Origin of the sequence: Streptomyces sp. NPDC006997 (genome assembly GCF_040635175.1) — a bacterium.
In the GTDB taxonomy this organism is placed as follows: domain Bacteria; phylum Actinomycetota; class Actinomycetes; order Streptomycetales; family Streptomycetaceae; genus Streptomyces.
This window is the reverse complement of sequence record NZ_JBEYHH010000001.1, coordinates 204202-217931: the sequence shown is the minus strand read 5'-3', so window position 1 is coordinate 217931 and position 13730 is coordinate 204202. Positions and strand designations below refer to the sequence as shown.

Annotated in this window: 13 protein-coding genes and 1 riboswitch; of the genes, 7 read left to right on the top strand and 6 right to left on the bottom strand. The window is 70.7% G+C overall.

Translation table 11 applies throughout. From position 1 onward, the window contains the following. The first annotated feature begins 84 nt into the window (after positions 1–84). The 5 genes from ABZ659_RS01010 (at position 85) to ABZ659_RS00990 (ending at position 4847) form a co-directional block, all read left to right on the top strand. Positions 85–825: an ATP-binding cassette domain-containing protein gene (locus ABZ659_RS01010; RefSeq protein WP_360212086.1), complete on the top strand. Its 741-nt coding sequence runs from the start codon at positions 85–87 to the stop codon at positions 823–825. Continuing rightward, positions 807–2246 (top strand): hypothetical protein, encoded by a 1440-nt coding sequence (locus ABZ659_RS01005; protein WP_360212084.1) that lies wholly within the window; start codon positions 807–809, stop codon positions 2244–2246. Before ABZ659_RS01010 ends, ABZ659_RS01005 begins: the two co-directional genes overlap by 19 nt. Positions 2247–2364: 118 nt before the next feature. After that, positions 2365–2787 (top strand): VOC family protein, encoded by a 423-nt coding sequence (locus tag ABZ659_RS01000; RefSeq protein WP_360212082.1) that lies wholly within the window; start codon positions 2365–2367, stop codon positions 2785–2787. 109 nt (positions 2788–2896) lie between these two features. Beyond that, entirely contained in the window at positions 2897–3976 is a 1080-nt protein-coding gene (locus tag ABZ659_RS00995) for a Rossmann fold nucleotide-binding protein (protein ID WP_360212287.1), read from the top strand. A 157-nt stretch (positions 3977–4133) separates the two neighbouring features. Next, positions 4134–4847, top strand: a complete 714-nt coding sequence (locus ABZ659_RS00990; RefSeq protein WP_360212080.1) for an LAETG motif-containing sortase-dependent surface protein — start codon at positions 4134–4136, stop codon at positions 4845–4847. An 81-nt stretch (positions 4848–4928) separates the two neighbouring features. Here ABZ659_RS00990 and ABZ659_RS00985 read toward each other — a convergent pair whose 3' ends face one another. The 5 genes from ABZ659_RS00985 to ABZ659_RS00965 all read right to left on the bottom strand — a co-directional run bounded on the left by ABZ659_RS00985 (position 4929) and on the right by ABZ659_RS00965 (position 10794). Beyond that, positions 4929–5951: an ABC transporter ATP-binding protein gene (locus ABZ659_RS00985; protein ID WP_360212078.1), complete on the bottom strand. Its 1023-nt coding sequence runs from the start codon at positions 5949–5951 to the stop codon at positions 4929–4931. Beyond that, the gene (locus ABZ659_RS00980; RefSeq protein WP_360212076.1) at positions 5951–7621 is read right to left on the bottom strand and encodes an iron ABC transporter permease; all 1671 of its coding nucleotides are present in this window, start codon (positions 7619–7621) and stop codon (positions 5951–5953) included. Before ABZ659_RS00980 ends, ABZ659_RS00985 begins: the two co-directional genes overlap by 1 nt. After that, entirely contained in the window at positions 7597–8679 is a 1083-nt protein-coding gene (locus ABZ659_RS00975) for a thiamine ABC transporter substrate-binding protein (protein ID WP_360212074.1), read from the bottom strand. The genes ABZ659_RS00980 and ABZ659_RS00975 overlap by 25 nt, the downstream gene beginning before the upstream one ends. Positions 8680–8756: 77 nt before the next feature. Further along, positions 8757–8864: riboswitch (TPP riboswitch) on the bottom strand. A gap of 26 nt (positions 8865–8890) precedes the next feature. Further along, positions 8891–9997, bottom strand: coding sequence for a 23S rRNA (adenine(2503)-C(2))-methyltransferase RlmN (rlmN, locus tag ABZ659_RS00970; protein WP_360212072.1), 1107 nt, complete (start codon positions 9995–9997; stop codon positions 8891–8893). 170 nt (positions 9998–10167) lie between these two features. Further along, on the bottom strand, positions 10168–10794 hold the full coding sequence (locus ABZ659_RS00965; protein ID WP_360212070.1) for a hypothetical protein: 627 nt from the start codon (positions 10792–10794) through the stop codon (positions 10168–10170). A 314-nt stretch (positions 10795–11108) separates the two neighbouring features. Here ABZ659_RS00965 and ABZ659_RS00960 point away from each other — a divergent pair, with 314 nt between their 5' ends. Together ABZ659_RS00960 and ABZ659_RS00955 are read left to right on the top strand one after the other, a co-directional pair. Continuing rightward, positions 11109–12278 (top strand): AAA family ATPase, encoded by a 1170-nt coding sequence (locus ABZ659_RS00960; RefSeq protein WP_360212068.1) that lies wholly within the window; start codon positions 11109–11111, stop codon positions 12276–12278. Positions 12279–12692: 414 nt separating this feature from the next. Continuing rightward, the gene (locus tag ABZ659_RS00955) at positions 12693–13253 is read left to right on the top strand and encodes an HDIG domain-containing metalloprotein (protein WP_360212066.1); all 561 of its coding nucleotides are present in this window, start codon (positions 12693–12695) and stop codon (positions 13251–13253) included. On the opposite strand, the gene ABZ659_RS00950 is transcribed toward ABZ659_RS00955, so the two are convergent. Next, complete coding sequence (locus ABZ659_RS00950) at positions 13241–13711, bottom strand: NUDIX domain-containing protein (RefSeq protein WP_360212064.1); 471 nt, start codon at positions 13709–13711, stop codon at positions 13241–13243. The genes ABZ659_RS00955 and ABZ659_RS00950 overlap by 13 nt on opposite strands. Between the last annotated feature and the right edge of the window lie 19 nt (positions 13712–13730).

Below are 13730 nucleotides of genomic sequence, written 5' to 3'. Positions count from 1 at the left end.
GCCAGTGACCGATCGGCCCTGCCTTCGTTCCCCCGGACGGGGGAACGGCACGGGAACTACGGATCTGAACCGAGGTGTACGCCCATGGAGGCTCCGCCGGACAACGACGTGCTCTGGGCACGCTCCCTGCACCACACCCACGCCGACGGCTCACCGGGCCTGAGCGGCGTCTCGCTCCACGTCCGCGCGGGCGAGATCCTCGCCGTCGGCGGACCGCGCGGCAGCGGCAAGAGCACGCTCCTCGGCTGTCTGTCCGGCCTGCTGCGGGCCCAGCGCGGCGAGGTCTGGTTCAACAGCGTCCCCGTGCACACCCTGGGCGCGTTCGCCCGCGAACGGCTGCGCCGCGACCGGTTCGGCTGGATCGACCCGGCGCCCGTCCTGGTACCCGAGCTGACCGTCTGGGAGAACGCCGCCCTGCCGCTGATGCTGCGCGGCACCGGACGCCGGCACGCCAAGGCCGCCGCGCTGGAGTGGCTCAAGCGCCTCGACGTCGGCGACACCGCGCGCAGGCGCCCGCGCGAACTGCCGCTCGCCGCCCGCCAACGGGTCTGCCTGGCCCGCGCCCTGGCGCCCGCGCCGACGGTCCTGTTCGCCGACGAGCCGACGGCGCCGCTGCACCGCGCCGAGCGCGCCCATGTGCTGCGCACGCTCACCGCGGCGGCCCGCTCGCACGGCTTCACCGTGGTCCTCGCCACCCACGACGCGGAGACGGCGGCGCTCGCGGACCGCACGGTCACCCTGCTGGACGGACGCCGGGTGAACACCGTCCACCTGCCCGCGGTCAGCGAGACGGAAGGCCGGGCCGCGTGCTCGCTCTCCGTCTGACCCGCGGCGCCCACCCCGCCGTCCACCTGCGCCGCCTGCTGGTGACGGCGGCCTCGGCGGGCACCGGCTTCCTGCTGCTGTGCGCGCTGGGCCACGCCCTGAGCCACCCGGAGAACCCGACCGCGTCCGTCGCCCGCCTGGCCTGGTGCACCCCGCCCCTGGCCGCCACGGTCTACCTCTCCCTCGCCGTCGCCCGCACCGACCCCGGCACGAGACCACGCCCCGGCCTCTCGGCGATCGGCCTGGGCCCGGCCCGCCTGATGCTCGTCTCCGCCACCACCACGGCCCTTGCCACCGCCCTCGGCTCGGCCCTCGCGCTCCTCCTCTACCTCCACCTCCGCACCGGCCCCGCGGCCCCCGACTTCCTGGCCCCCCACCACCTCCTCCCCCTCCCCGCCACCCTGACCCTCCTGGCCATCGTCCCCACCACGGCCTCAACAGCGACGGCCTGGTCCCTACGCCCCCGCCGGGAATCCGCCCACCTCGCCGCGGACGGCGCGGCCACCTCCCCCACCCGTCGCCCCGCGAGCGGCAACGCCGCTTCCCCACGCCGTCGGCCCGCGGGCCGACGTGCCGCTGGGGCGTCTCCCCACCCGGAGCTCGCCGCCCAGCCGCTCCCCGTGACCGCGGGCCGTCGTGCCCCCTGGGGCGACGGGGGCCCACCCCGCTCAAGCGAAGCCGAGAGCCCGGGGGAGGCCGGGCGCTGGGGATACCCCCTGAGCGAAGAGCCCGGGGGAGGCACCCCGCCAGCGCCGGGCAGCGCGACCCACCCCCACGCGCCCGCGCCGGACGCACCCGTGACCCCGGCCCACCCCAACCCCGTAGCAGCCCTCCCCTGGGGCATCGCCACCCTCGCCGCGGGCCTCGCCGTGGAGACGTACGCCAGCAGCCGCACCGCCACCCCCGTCCACCTCCCCGGCGGCCTCACCGCCAGCCCCACCACCCTCCTCACCGGCTGGCTCCTCACCGCCGTGGGCCTGGCCCTCACCGGCCCCGGCCTCACCCACCTCACCGGCCGCCTCCTCCAGGCCGCCCGCCCCGGCGCCCTCCGCCTCCTCGCGGGCCGCATCCTCATGACGGAGGCCCCCCGCATCGGCCGCCCCCTCGGCGTCGTCTGCGCCGTGGCCTCCGCCGCCTACGCCACCGCCGCCCTGTACGACCCCGCCGCCACCCCCTTCGGCCCCCTCACCACCCTCGGCGCCCTCCTCGTGGCGGCCTGCACGGTCGCCACCCTGCTCACCGCCGCCGTGGAGACGAGACAGGCCCGCGCCGACACCAACGCGGCCCTGCTCCGCCTCGGCGCCCCCGCGACGACACTCCGCACCGCCGCCGCCCTGCGCACCGCCGCCCTGCTCGCGGTCTTCGCCCCGCTGACCCTGCTGGTGGCCGTACTGGCGACCCAGCCGCTGCAAGCGGCTTGACCGCGTTCGAAAAAAGATCCCCGAGAACCGATGAGTCCGCGAACCCCCCGGCGTCTATCCCTACGAACACGATGGAACACGTGGCCGGAACACGTGGAACGCACCGAGGGAGAGCCCCATGACCACCACCCCCCAGTACCAGCAGATGATCTTCGTCAACCTCCCCGTGAACGACCTCGAAGCGTCGAAGAAGTTCTTCACGGAGCTGGGCTACTCGATCAACCCGCAGTTCAGCGACGAGAACGCCGCCTCGGTCGTGATCAGCGAGACCATCGTGACCATGCTGCTCACCAAGCCGTTCTACGCCACCTTCACCGACAAGGAGATCGCGGACGCCACGAAGACCAGCGAGGTCCTGGTCTGCCTGAGCGCCGAGAGCCGCGAGAAGGTCGACGAGCTGGTGGAGAAGGCCGTCGCCGCGGGCGGCACCGCGTCGGAACGGGTCCAGGACCTGGGCTTCATGTACGGCCGCGCCTTCGACGACCTCGACGGCCACACCTGGGAGGTCGTGTGGATGGACCCGGCGGCGGTGCAGGGCTGACGCACACCCGTGCCAGCATGGGCGCGTGCAGACGACGCCCGCCCTCCCCCAAGCTCTCAACTCCGTTCGACCAGGGGGGACCCCCACCGCCCACCACGACGACCAAGAGATAGAGACACTGGAGGAGTTCGACGCGACGGTCACCGCGCGCGGCTCACTCGACGGATACCGCGTCCAGTCCGTCGACCTGACGGACCGTACCCGCGAACTCCTCACCACCCCCGCCACGGGCGCCGTCTTCCTCGGCTGCCCGATGCGCGAGAACGCCGCCGCCAAGGTCCGCGCCGACGGCGCCCTGGTCTTCCCGCCCGTCCCGGACCTGCCGTTCGACCCGTACCGCGGCCTGGTCTACGCCCCGGACGAGCTGTTCGCGTCCCTCGCGGACGGCGGCTACGAGGCCACCCCCGACGCCCGCGCCTACGCCTGGTTCCAGCGGACCAAGGCGGACCGCGACATCTACGCCTCCACCCTGCGCGCCCTCCACGACGACGCGATCTCCGACGCCCTCGACGAACTCCTCGTCGGCGCCCGCGTCGTCGGTGTCATGGGCGGCCACGCCATGGCGCGCGGCACGGAGGCGTACGCCGGTGCCGCCCGCCTCGGCCGCGAGCTCACGCGCGCCGGACTCACCGTGGCGACCGGCGGCGGCCCCGGCGCGATGGAGGCGGCCAACCTGGGCGCGTACACCGCCCCGCACGACGACGAGGTACTCCCGGCCGCCCTCGAACTCCTCGCCGCCGCCCCGGGCTTCACCCCGTCCGTCACCGACTGGGCGCGGGCGGCGTTCGAGGTGCGCGCCCGCTGGCGGCAGGGCGGCCTCTCGGTCGGCATCCCGACCTGGTTCTACGGCCACGAGCCGCCGAACCCGTTCGCGTCCCACATCGCCAAGTACTTCGCCAACGCCACCCGCGAGGACGGCCTGCTGGCCCGCTGCACCGCGGGCGTGGTCTTCCTGCCGGGCGCCGCCGGGACCGTACAGGAGATCTTCGACAACGCCACCCCGAACTACTACGCGTCACGCGGCGAACCCAGGCCCATGGTGCTGGTCGACCGCGCGCACTGGACGGAGCGGCTGCCCGCCTGGCCACTGCTGCGGGAGCTGGCGCGGGAGCGGTCGATGGAGGCGCGCATCGACCTCGTTGACCGGATCGATGAGGTTCCGGAGGCGTTGAAACGTCTCGGCGGTTAATAAGCGGGCAAAGCCAACGTCACTGTGACCTCTGCGCATTGACACTGCTTATGGAGCGCTTATAGACCTGAGTGTTCCCGGAGGTGTGGGACGCGCCGCGACGTGTCGCCCCAACTCCTCCGTAGCCCCCCGCATTTGCAACTTGTGAAGGACAAACGTGTCCATACTCCGCCACAACGCACGCAACGACACCCGGCGCACGACCGGCCGTTCCGTGCGCGCCCTCGGTGTCGTCGCCGCCTCCGCCGCCCTGGTCCTCGGGGTGACGAACAGCGCGCTCGCCTGCAACATCAGCGAGTTCTCCGCCGAAGCCCTGTGCGACGGCACCAACGGCGTCATCGCGGTCACCGACAAGGACCCGAGCGGGGTCCCGGCGACCGTCACCGTCTACGAGCAGAACGCGGGCTCCGGCGAGCGCGAGGTCGGCAGCCAGGTGGTCAAGGGCTCCCGCGAAGGTGTCACCATCACCTTCGAGGAGGACTGGAAGCCGGGCGCCACCTACCGCGTCCACGTCAAGGCCGGGAACCAGGTCGACGAGGACATCAAGCCGAACCTGACCACCCCGGACACGGGCTGCGGCAAGGACGACACCCCGAGCCCGTCGCCCTCGGAGTCCTCCCCGGAGCCGTCGGGGACGCCTTCGGAGACCCCCTCCGAGAGCCCGTCGGCACCGTCGTCCCCGGAGGAGGGGACCACCGCCCCCGCGGACACGGCCAGCAACGCGCCGTCCCCCGCGGCCGGCAAGTCCAACCTCGCCGAGACCGGCGCCAGCTCCAACACCGGCATGATCGCCGGGATCGCCGGCGCGCTGGTCGTCGCCGGTGGTGGCGCGGTCTTCTTCGGCCTGCGCCGCCGCAACGGCAACCGCTAGGGACGACGACACACCAGCACCACACACGACGGCCGGGTGGCGACACGCCACCCGGCCGTCACGTGTGCCGGGACCGACACGTCACCCCAGCACCACGACCTCCGCCACGTCGAACCCCACCCCCACCACGTCCCCCACGCCCGGCGCCCCCCGCAGCGCGCACGCCGCCTCCAGCCGCGGCGCGCCGTCCTCCGGCTGGAGGTGTACGGCGACATGGGTGCCCTGGAAGGTGCGGCCGACGACCCCGCAGCGCAGCCCCGTCCCGGCGGACGCGAGGCGGACCCCGCCCGGCCGCACGAGCAGCGTGCGGGGACCCTGCGGAGCGCCCTCGGGAACGGGCAGCCTGCCCCACGGCGTGGCCGCGGCCTGCCCGGTGACCGTCGCGCCGGTCACGTTGGCGAAGCCGAGGAAGCGGGCCACGAACTCGTCCGCGGGCCGCTGCCACACCTCCAGGGGCGTGCCGGACTGGGCGATCCGCCCGTCCCGCATCACCACCACCCGGTCGGCGAGCGCGAACGCCTCCCCCTGGTCGTGGGTGACCGCCAGCACGGTCGTCCCCAGCGCGCCGAACAGCTCCCGCAACTCCACCACCAGCCGCTCCCGCAGCGAGCGGTCGAGCTGCCCGAGTGGCTCGTCCAGCATCAGCAGCCGGGGCCGGGGAGCAAGCGCGCGGGCGAGCGCGACGCGCTGCTGCTCCCCGCCGGACAGGGCGGCCACGGCCCGCCCGGCGGCCCCGGGCAGCCCCACGAGGTCGAGCAGCTCCCGCACCCGCTCCCGCTGTTCGCCCCGGCCCACACCGTGCATCCGCAGCCCGAAGGCCACGTTCCCGCCGACGTCGCGCTGCGGAAACAGCTGGTGGTCCTGGAACATCAGCCCGACCCCGCGCCGGTGCGCGGGCAGCCCCGTCTGGTCCCGTCCGTCGAGCAGCACCCGCCCCTCGTCCAGCGGCTGGAGCCCGGCCACCGCCCGCAGCAGCGTCGACTTGCCGCTGCCGCTGGGCCCGAGCACACACACGGTCTCCTGCTCGGCGACCTCCAGGCCGACACCGTCCAGCACCGCCCGCCCACCGAAGCGGACGGTCGCGGACTCCACGCTCAGCAGCATCAGAACTCCCCCGTCCGGTCCGGCACCCGCAACCGCTCAAGCACCAGCAGGGCCACCGCGCACACCACCATCAGGATCGTCGAAAGGGCCATCGCCTGCCCGTAGTTGAGATCACCCGGCCGCCCGAGCAGCCGTGCCACGGCGACCGGCAGCGTCGGGTTGTCGGGGCGGGCGATGAAGACCGTCGCCCCGAACTCCCCCAGCGACACCGCGAACGCGAACCCGGCGGCCACCAGCAGCGCCCGCCGCACCAGCGGCAGGTCCACCTCGCGCCAGGCCCGCCACGGCGAGGCCCCGAGCACCGCCGCCGCCTCCCGCAGCCGGACGTCCACCGCCCGCAGCACCGGCAGCATGGTCCGTACGACGAAGGGCACGCCGACCAGCGCCTGCGCCAGCGGCACCAGGATCCAGGTGGCCCGCAGGTCGAGGGGCGGCTCGTCGAGCGCGATCAGGAACCCGAACCCGACCGTCACCGCCGACACCCCCAGCGGCAGCATCAGCAGCGCGTCGAACCCGCGCACCAGGCGCCCGGCGTCCCGCCGCGTCAGCGCCACCGCCGCGAGCCCGCCGACCAGGACGGCGATGGCGGTCGCGGCGAGCGCGTACTGGAGCGAGTTGCCGACGGCCTCGATCGGCGCGACGAGGAAGATCCCCCCGTCGTCGTCCGTCAGCGCCCGGTAGTACCCGAACCCGGACGTGTGCAGCGACCGCCGCACCAGCACCGCTGGCGGCAGCACCAGCAGCACCGCCACCGACACCAGCACCCCGCCGAGCAGCGCCCACTGCCCGGCGCCCCGGGGCCGTCGCGCGGTGGTGGCGGCGTCCACCAGGCGCAGCGCGCTCTCCCGCCGCCGTACGGTCCAGGCGTGCACGGCGAGCACCGCGCCGACCGCCGCGAACTGCACGAGCGTCAGCACGGCGGCGGTGGACAGGTCGAAGATCTCGGAGGTCTGCCGGTAGATCTCCACCTCCAGGGTGGAGAAGGTGGGCCCGCCGAGGATCTGCACCACCCCGAAGGAGGTGAAGGTGAACAGGAACACCATCAGCGCGGCGGCGGCCACCGCGGGCCCGAGAGCGGGGAGCGTCACCTTCCGCCACGCCCGCAGCGGCGACGCGCCGAGCATCCGCGCCGCCTCCTCCTGTCGTGGGTCCAGCTGCGCCCACAGCCCGCCGACGGTCCGCACGACGACGGCGTAGTTGAAGAAGACGTGCGCGAGCAGGATCGCCCAGACGGTGGTGTCCAGCCGTACGCCCCACCACTCGTCGAGCAGCCCCCCGCGCCCGACGAGCGCGAGGAACGCCGTACCGACGACGACGGTCGGCAGCACGAACGGCACGGTGACGACGGCCCGCAGCACCTGCTTGCCGGGGAAGTCGAGGCGCGCGAACACATAGGCGCCGGGCAGTGCGACCACCAGGGTCAGCACGGTGGAGACCACCGCCTGCCAGGTGGTGAACCACAGCACGTGCCGGATGCCGGGGTCCGCGAGGACGTCCCAGAGCCGCCCGAACTCCCAGCCGTCGCCCCCGGCCCGCAACCCGCGCGAGACGATGGCGACGACCGGGTAGGCGAAGAAGATCCCGAAGAACGCGACGGGCAGGGCGAGCAGCCCCAGCCGCGCCGCGTTGCTCCGAACCCGTGGGCTCACTTCAGGACGAGCGAGGTCCACGACTTGACCCACTGGTCGCGGTGGTCGGCGATCTTCGCCGGGTCCATGGTGTGCGGGTCCTCGGCCTGCGGCCCGTACTCAGCGAACTCCTCGGGCACCTGGACGCCCTCCCGCACGGGATAGACGAACATGTTCAACGGCATGTCCCCCTGGAACTTCTCCCCCACCAGGAAGTCGATGAGCGCCTTGCCGCCCTCGCTGTTGCGGGCGTTGCTGAGCAGGCCCGCGTACTCGACCTGCCGGAAGCAGGTGTCGGCGGCCACCCCGGTGGGCGCGGTCTCGGGCCGCGGGTCGGCGAAGATCACCTCGGCGGGCGGCGAGGAGGCGTAGGACACGACCAGCGGTCGCTCCCCGCCCGCCTCCTTGCCTCCGGCGGACCCGGAGAACTCCTCGTTGTACGCCTGCTCCCAGCCCTCGACCACCTTCACACCGTTGGCCTTGAGCTTCTCCCAGTAGTCGGACCAGCCGTCGTCCCCGTACTCGGCCGCGGTGCCGAGCAGGAAGCCGAGCCCCGGCGAGGAGGACGAGGCGTTCTCGGTGACGAGGAGGTCCTTGTAGGCGGGCTTGACGAGGTCGTCGTACGACGTCGGCGGGGCGAGGTCGTGCTTCTCGAAGTACGCCTTGTCGTAGTTGACGCAGATGTCGCCGGTGTCGACCGGGGTGACCCGGTCCCCGCCCTCGGCGGGCCGGTACGCGGCCTCGACCTGGTCGGCGTCCTTCGCCTCGTACGGCTGGAACAGCCCGTTGTCGAGGGCGCGCGACAGCAGCGTGTTGTCGACGCCGAAGAGGACGTCGCCCTGCGGGTTGTCCTTGGTGAGGATCGCCTTGTTGACGGCCTGCCCGGCGTCGCCGTCGGTGAGGACCTTCACCCGGTAGCCGGACTGCTCCTCGAAGGCGGCGAGGACGTCCTTGGAGACGGCCCACGAGTTGTGGCTGACGAGCGTGACGGTCCTGCTCCCGGACGCCGACTCGTCGTCCGACGACGACCCGCACCCGGTGACCACGACGAGCCCGAGCCCGAGCCCGACGGCCAGGATCCCTGCGTACTTCCTGTTCACTGATTCCTCCTGGGATGGACCAGGAGAAGACGCGGCCCTGCCCGGGACCTCGGAGGGTCCCGGGCAGGGCGCAACAGCTTGAGTGGTGACCGATCTCCCTACCCAGAATGACCTGGGCCAGGTTCGGAGGGTCTGCGGCCGCGATGCCGCACTCTCAGCGCTGTGGCGCTCCCCTGTCGGAATATGAAGATGTGTTCCTACGGCGGTCAGGTTACCGCTCGGTGGCGGCGAGCTGTCCACACGCCCCGTCGATCTCCTGCCCCCGGGTGTCCCGGATGGTCACCGGCACACCGTGCGCGGCGATCGCCTCGACGAACGCCTTCTCGTCCTCGGGCCGCGAGGCGGTCCACTGGGACCCCGGGGTCGGGTTCAGCGGGATGAGGTTGACGTGCACGGGCTTGCCCCGCAGCAGCCGCCCGAGCCGGTCCCCGCGCCACGCCTGGTCGTTGATGTCCCGGATCAGCGCGTACTCGATGGACAGCCGCCGCCCCGACTTCTCGGCGTACTCCCACCCGGCGTCCAGCACCTCCCGCACCTTCCACCGCGTGTTCACCGGCACGAGCGTGTCCCGCAGCTCGTCGTCCGGCGCGTGCAGCGAGATGGCCAGCCGGCACTTGAACCCCTCGTCGGCGAACCGGTGGATGGCGGGCACCAGCCCGACCGTCGACACGGTGATCCCACGCTGCGACAGCCCGAGGCCGTTCGGCTCCGGATCGGTGAGCGCGCGGATGGCACCCACGACCCGCTTGTAGTTGGCGAGCGGCTCGCCCATCCCCATGAAGACGATGTTCGACAGCCGCGCCGGACCCCCGGGGATCTCCCCGTCCCGCAGCGCCCGCATCCCGTCGACGATCTGGTGCACGATCTCCGCGGTCGACAGGTTCCGGTCGAGCCCCGCCTGCCCGGTCGCACAGAACGGGCAGTTCATCCCGCACCCCGCCTGCGAGCTGATGCACATGGTCACCCGGTCCGGGTACCGCATCAGCACCGACTCGACGAGCGTCCCGTCGAACAGCCGCCACAGCGTCTTGCGGGTGGTGTCCGCGTCCGTCGACAGATGCCGTACGACGGTCATCAGCTCCGGGAACAGCGCGTCCTTCAGCTTCTCCCGCGACGCGGCGGGGATGTCGGTCCACTGCTCGGGCGCGTACGCGTACCGCGCGAAGTAGTGCTGCGAGAGCTGCTTGGCACGAAACGGCTTCTCCCCGACCTCCGCCACCGCCTCCTTACGCTCGGCGGGCGACAGATCAGCGAGATGCCGCGGCGGCTTCTTGGCTCCGCGGGGGGCGACGAAAGTGAGTTCTCCGGGTGCAGGCATAACACGTCCAGTGTGGCAGATCATCCGTGGGGGCCCAGGCCAGAGGGGGGTGGGGGTGGTCACCCGCGGGTATCGCCTGTCAGCGTTGGTCGGCTTCGGACGGCCCAGGGACGGCCCAGGACTCAGCCGGCCCCCGACCGGCCGTGCCCAGGCAGCGGCGCCACCGCCCGTCACTCCACCTGCACGGGAGCGACCGGGAGCTGTTCCCTGTAGGGCCATGTGAAGGTGCGGTCGGGTTCGAGGTGGGCGTCCCCCCAGTGGATGGCATGGATGCCGTTCTCGGCGTCGGCCGTGAAGAACACACAGACCAACCTGGTGGAAGCTCCCAGCTCCTCGAAAACTTCGTGCAGCCCCAGGTACTCCTCGGTCGCCAGGTCCTCATCGACGTCGAACAGGCCTTCCGGAGGCTGCGGCCCGTGCGCCCGGAACAGCCGGTGCCGAGTGGGCGACGCGTTGGCCGGCAGCCTGGCTCGGTCCAGGGGCCTCGGCCGGCCCGCGTACCGGAACGGGAAGAGTGCGTGATCGTTGATCACCGCGTACTCGTACCCGCGCACGTCCCGCACGGCTTCCCCCAGCTCCCGCGCCGTCTCCGCCAGGTTCTCGCGCACCACCCCCGCAAGGGCGACACCGTACGGACTCCGCTTCTTCAGTCCCGCGGCGACGTGCGCGGCATGAGCCTTCCCGTGCGCCTTGGCCAACTGCACCGGGACAGCAGCAGCAAGCGCGTCGGCATGCCGCCCAAACCGCTCGACGGCCCAGGCCGACGGCCCTACCGGATAGCCACCCAACACCGACATGCAGTGCTCCCTCCCCCAGGTCCGCGCCTCTGAACTGTGTGACACGCACACGAAGGGCGCACAAGGGGGCGATCTAGCCAGGACGCGGCGGCACACGCTCGTTGCTCAGAGCAGCCACAACTGACCGTCGGCGGCCGTGACCTGCTGCTGAGCTGTCGGCAGTTGTCGACGTCGGTCATCGCTGAGCGCCCTTACCCGGCCCGAGGACGGCCGGCAAAGGGCGCTCCCCTTGTTGCCTGCCGATGTGGTGTGCTATGTGACGCAAGCCATCCGTGATCTAATTACCGTTACTTAGCGGAGTTAGGAGTTACTAGATGAACGACGCCACCAAGATCCGTCGGGCTGTGAAGCTGGGGCAGGTGTTCACTCCGAGCGCTCCTGTTTCGAGTCGTGACTTCTTCGCTGGACGCGTTGACCAAATCATGGACGTTTCTAATGCAATCTTGCAACCGGGAAAGCATGTCATGCTTTACGGGGAACGAGGCGTCGGAAAAACTTCGCTCGCGAATATTCTCTGGGATTTGCTGTCCCCGCTATCTGGCGCGAAGGGAACCTCGGTACGAGTTAACTGCACAACACAGGATAACTTCCGTAGCATCTGGACTAAGGTGCTGCGGGAAGCGGGTATCGAAGTGCCGGAGCCCTGGACCTATGCGTCGCCAGATCCGGATGACGTTCGACGCATTCTGGGGAAGATCCCTGGGGACAATATTGTTATCCTCGATGAGTACGACCGCATTGAGGATGACGATTCACTTTCCCTGATGGCTGATCTAATCAAGGCGTTGTCTGATCACCTTGTGCGTACGAAGCTTGTGATCGTTGGCGTTGCCGACTCGATTGACCATCTTTTCGGTGAGCACGAATCAATTCAGCGGGCGGTCGAGGAGGTGCAGATGCCTCGAATGTCGCAGCAAGAGTTGATGGATATCATCGATAACGGTCTGAACGCAGTCGAGATGACAATCTCCCCGGAGGCTCGTCAGCGGATCGGCCGTCTCGCTGAGGGATTCCCGCACTACGTGCACCTCTTGTCGCTCAGCGCTGCTAAGCGGGCGGTTGCCGACGACCGGAACAACGTCACCGTCGAGGACGTCGCCGAAGCGGTAAACAAGGCGGTCGAAAAGCACTCTCTCCTGCGAGAATATCAATCAGCGATCCAGAGCCCGCGCCCGGGAACGTTGTTCTCCAAGGTGTTGGCCGCTTGCGCCCTCGCTGAGAAGAATCGGCTGGGCCAATTCACCGCAGGAGCAGTGCGCGAGCCTTTGAGTCGCATCATGGGCAAGCCGTATGAGATTCCCGCATTTGCACCTCACCTCAAGGCGTTCACTGGTGATGAGCGCGGGTCTGTGCTTAAGCGTGAAGGTCCCGAGCGTCGGTACACCTATCGTTTCCGAAATCCCCTTATGCAGCCATTCGCTATTCTCACCTCTCTTGCTGAAGGTGACATCCCGGAGGAATTTGCCGCCGAGATTCTGAGTTAAGGTGCGCCTTAGTGATAGGTCGGCGGAGCGGCTTTGGGCTGGAGCTGCTTTGGGGCGAGTGATCATGGCCCCGTAAGCTTCCGGCGCGTCGGGCAGTCTGTGGACCTGCCCGGTAAAGCACGACGTTGGGGCCATGATCTTAGAGGCTCGCCCCAAAGTGGCTGCCTAAAGCCGCGGAGCCGACCGCCCCAGCCACAGAGGGGTTCTCCCCACTTCATGCCCGCAGCCGCCGAGCGCGCCGCCGGGCGCGGCCAGCCGGGGCGAAGACAGGAGGCAGGCCGCGCCGCAGAGGCGGCGCGCGCCCGCGCCGTGCGCGGGCCTTGATGAAGTAGGGAAAGTTGTACCGCACCCATGATCGAAACCGCTCGATCGTGGCCTGTCGGCTCACCGCTCGTCTCGGCTACCGTTCCATCCATGCCTTCTGCACTGGACACGCCTCAGGGAGCGGCCGAACTCGCCGAGTCTCTGCTTCCCCAGCTCGGGAACCGCTGGCTGCACACTCAGGCTGTGGCCGCTCGGGCTCGCGAGGCTGCCGCGGCTGTGTCGGAGGCTGACTGGGATCTCCTCGTCGCCGCAGCCTGGCTGCACGACATCGGTTACGCCCCCGAGCTGCGTGACACCGGGTTCCATCCCCTCGACGGTGCCCACCACCTCGAAACGCTTGGTGCGCCGGCACGTCTCGTGCGGCTGGTCGCCCACCACTCCGGGGCCGTGTACGAAGCGGAGCAGCGCGGTCTCTCGGCAGAGCTGGCCGTCTACGAGCGGGAGGACTCCCCCGTCCTCGACGCGCTGATCTTCGCCGACATGACGACCGGCCCCGCCGGGCAGTCCTTCGACTTCGACACGCGGATTGACGAGATCCTCGTCCGTTACGAGCCGGGCAACGAGGTGCACAACGCGATCAGCAAGGCGCGCCCGTACCTCCAGGCCGCCGTCGAGCGAACCCTCGACCGCATGGCCGCTCAGCCGATGTAAGGCTCCGCCCGGCTGGCCAATCCGTGCTCGATCCGCATGCGCATCGACGGGTGGATGGTCAGCTCGTCCAGCCTGCTCGGATCGACGAACGCGACTTCCTTGCTCTCACTGCTCGTCCGCAGCTCGCCGCCGACAATGCGCGCGTGGAAGCAAATGGAGAACTGCTGGCGGACCTCGCCGTCGTCGTACGCCATGACGTGTCCGGGGTTCGTGTAGATCCCGATCAGACCGGTGACCTCGACGTCGAACCCGGTCTCTTCCTTGGTCTCGCGTACAGCCGCGTCGGGGGCTGACTCGCCCAGGTCGATGCCGCCTCCGGGCAGGGCCCACAGGTCGTTGTCGGTCTTGTGGATCAGCAGGACCTCCCCGGCCTCGTTGCGGGCCACAGCGGTCACGGAGGGAACAAGGCTGTTCGCCTTCGGAGCGTTCGGATCGTTGAAGTAGTCGACGCGTGCCATGTGTTCAGCGTCGCACGCC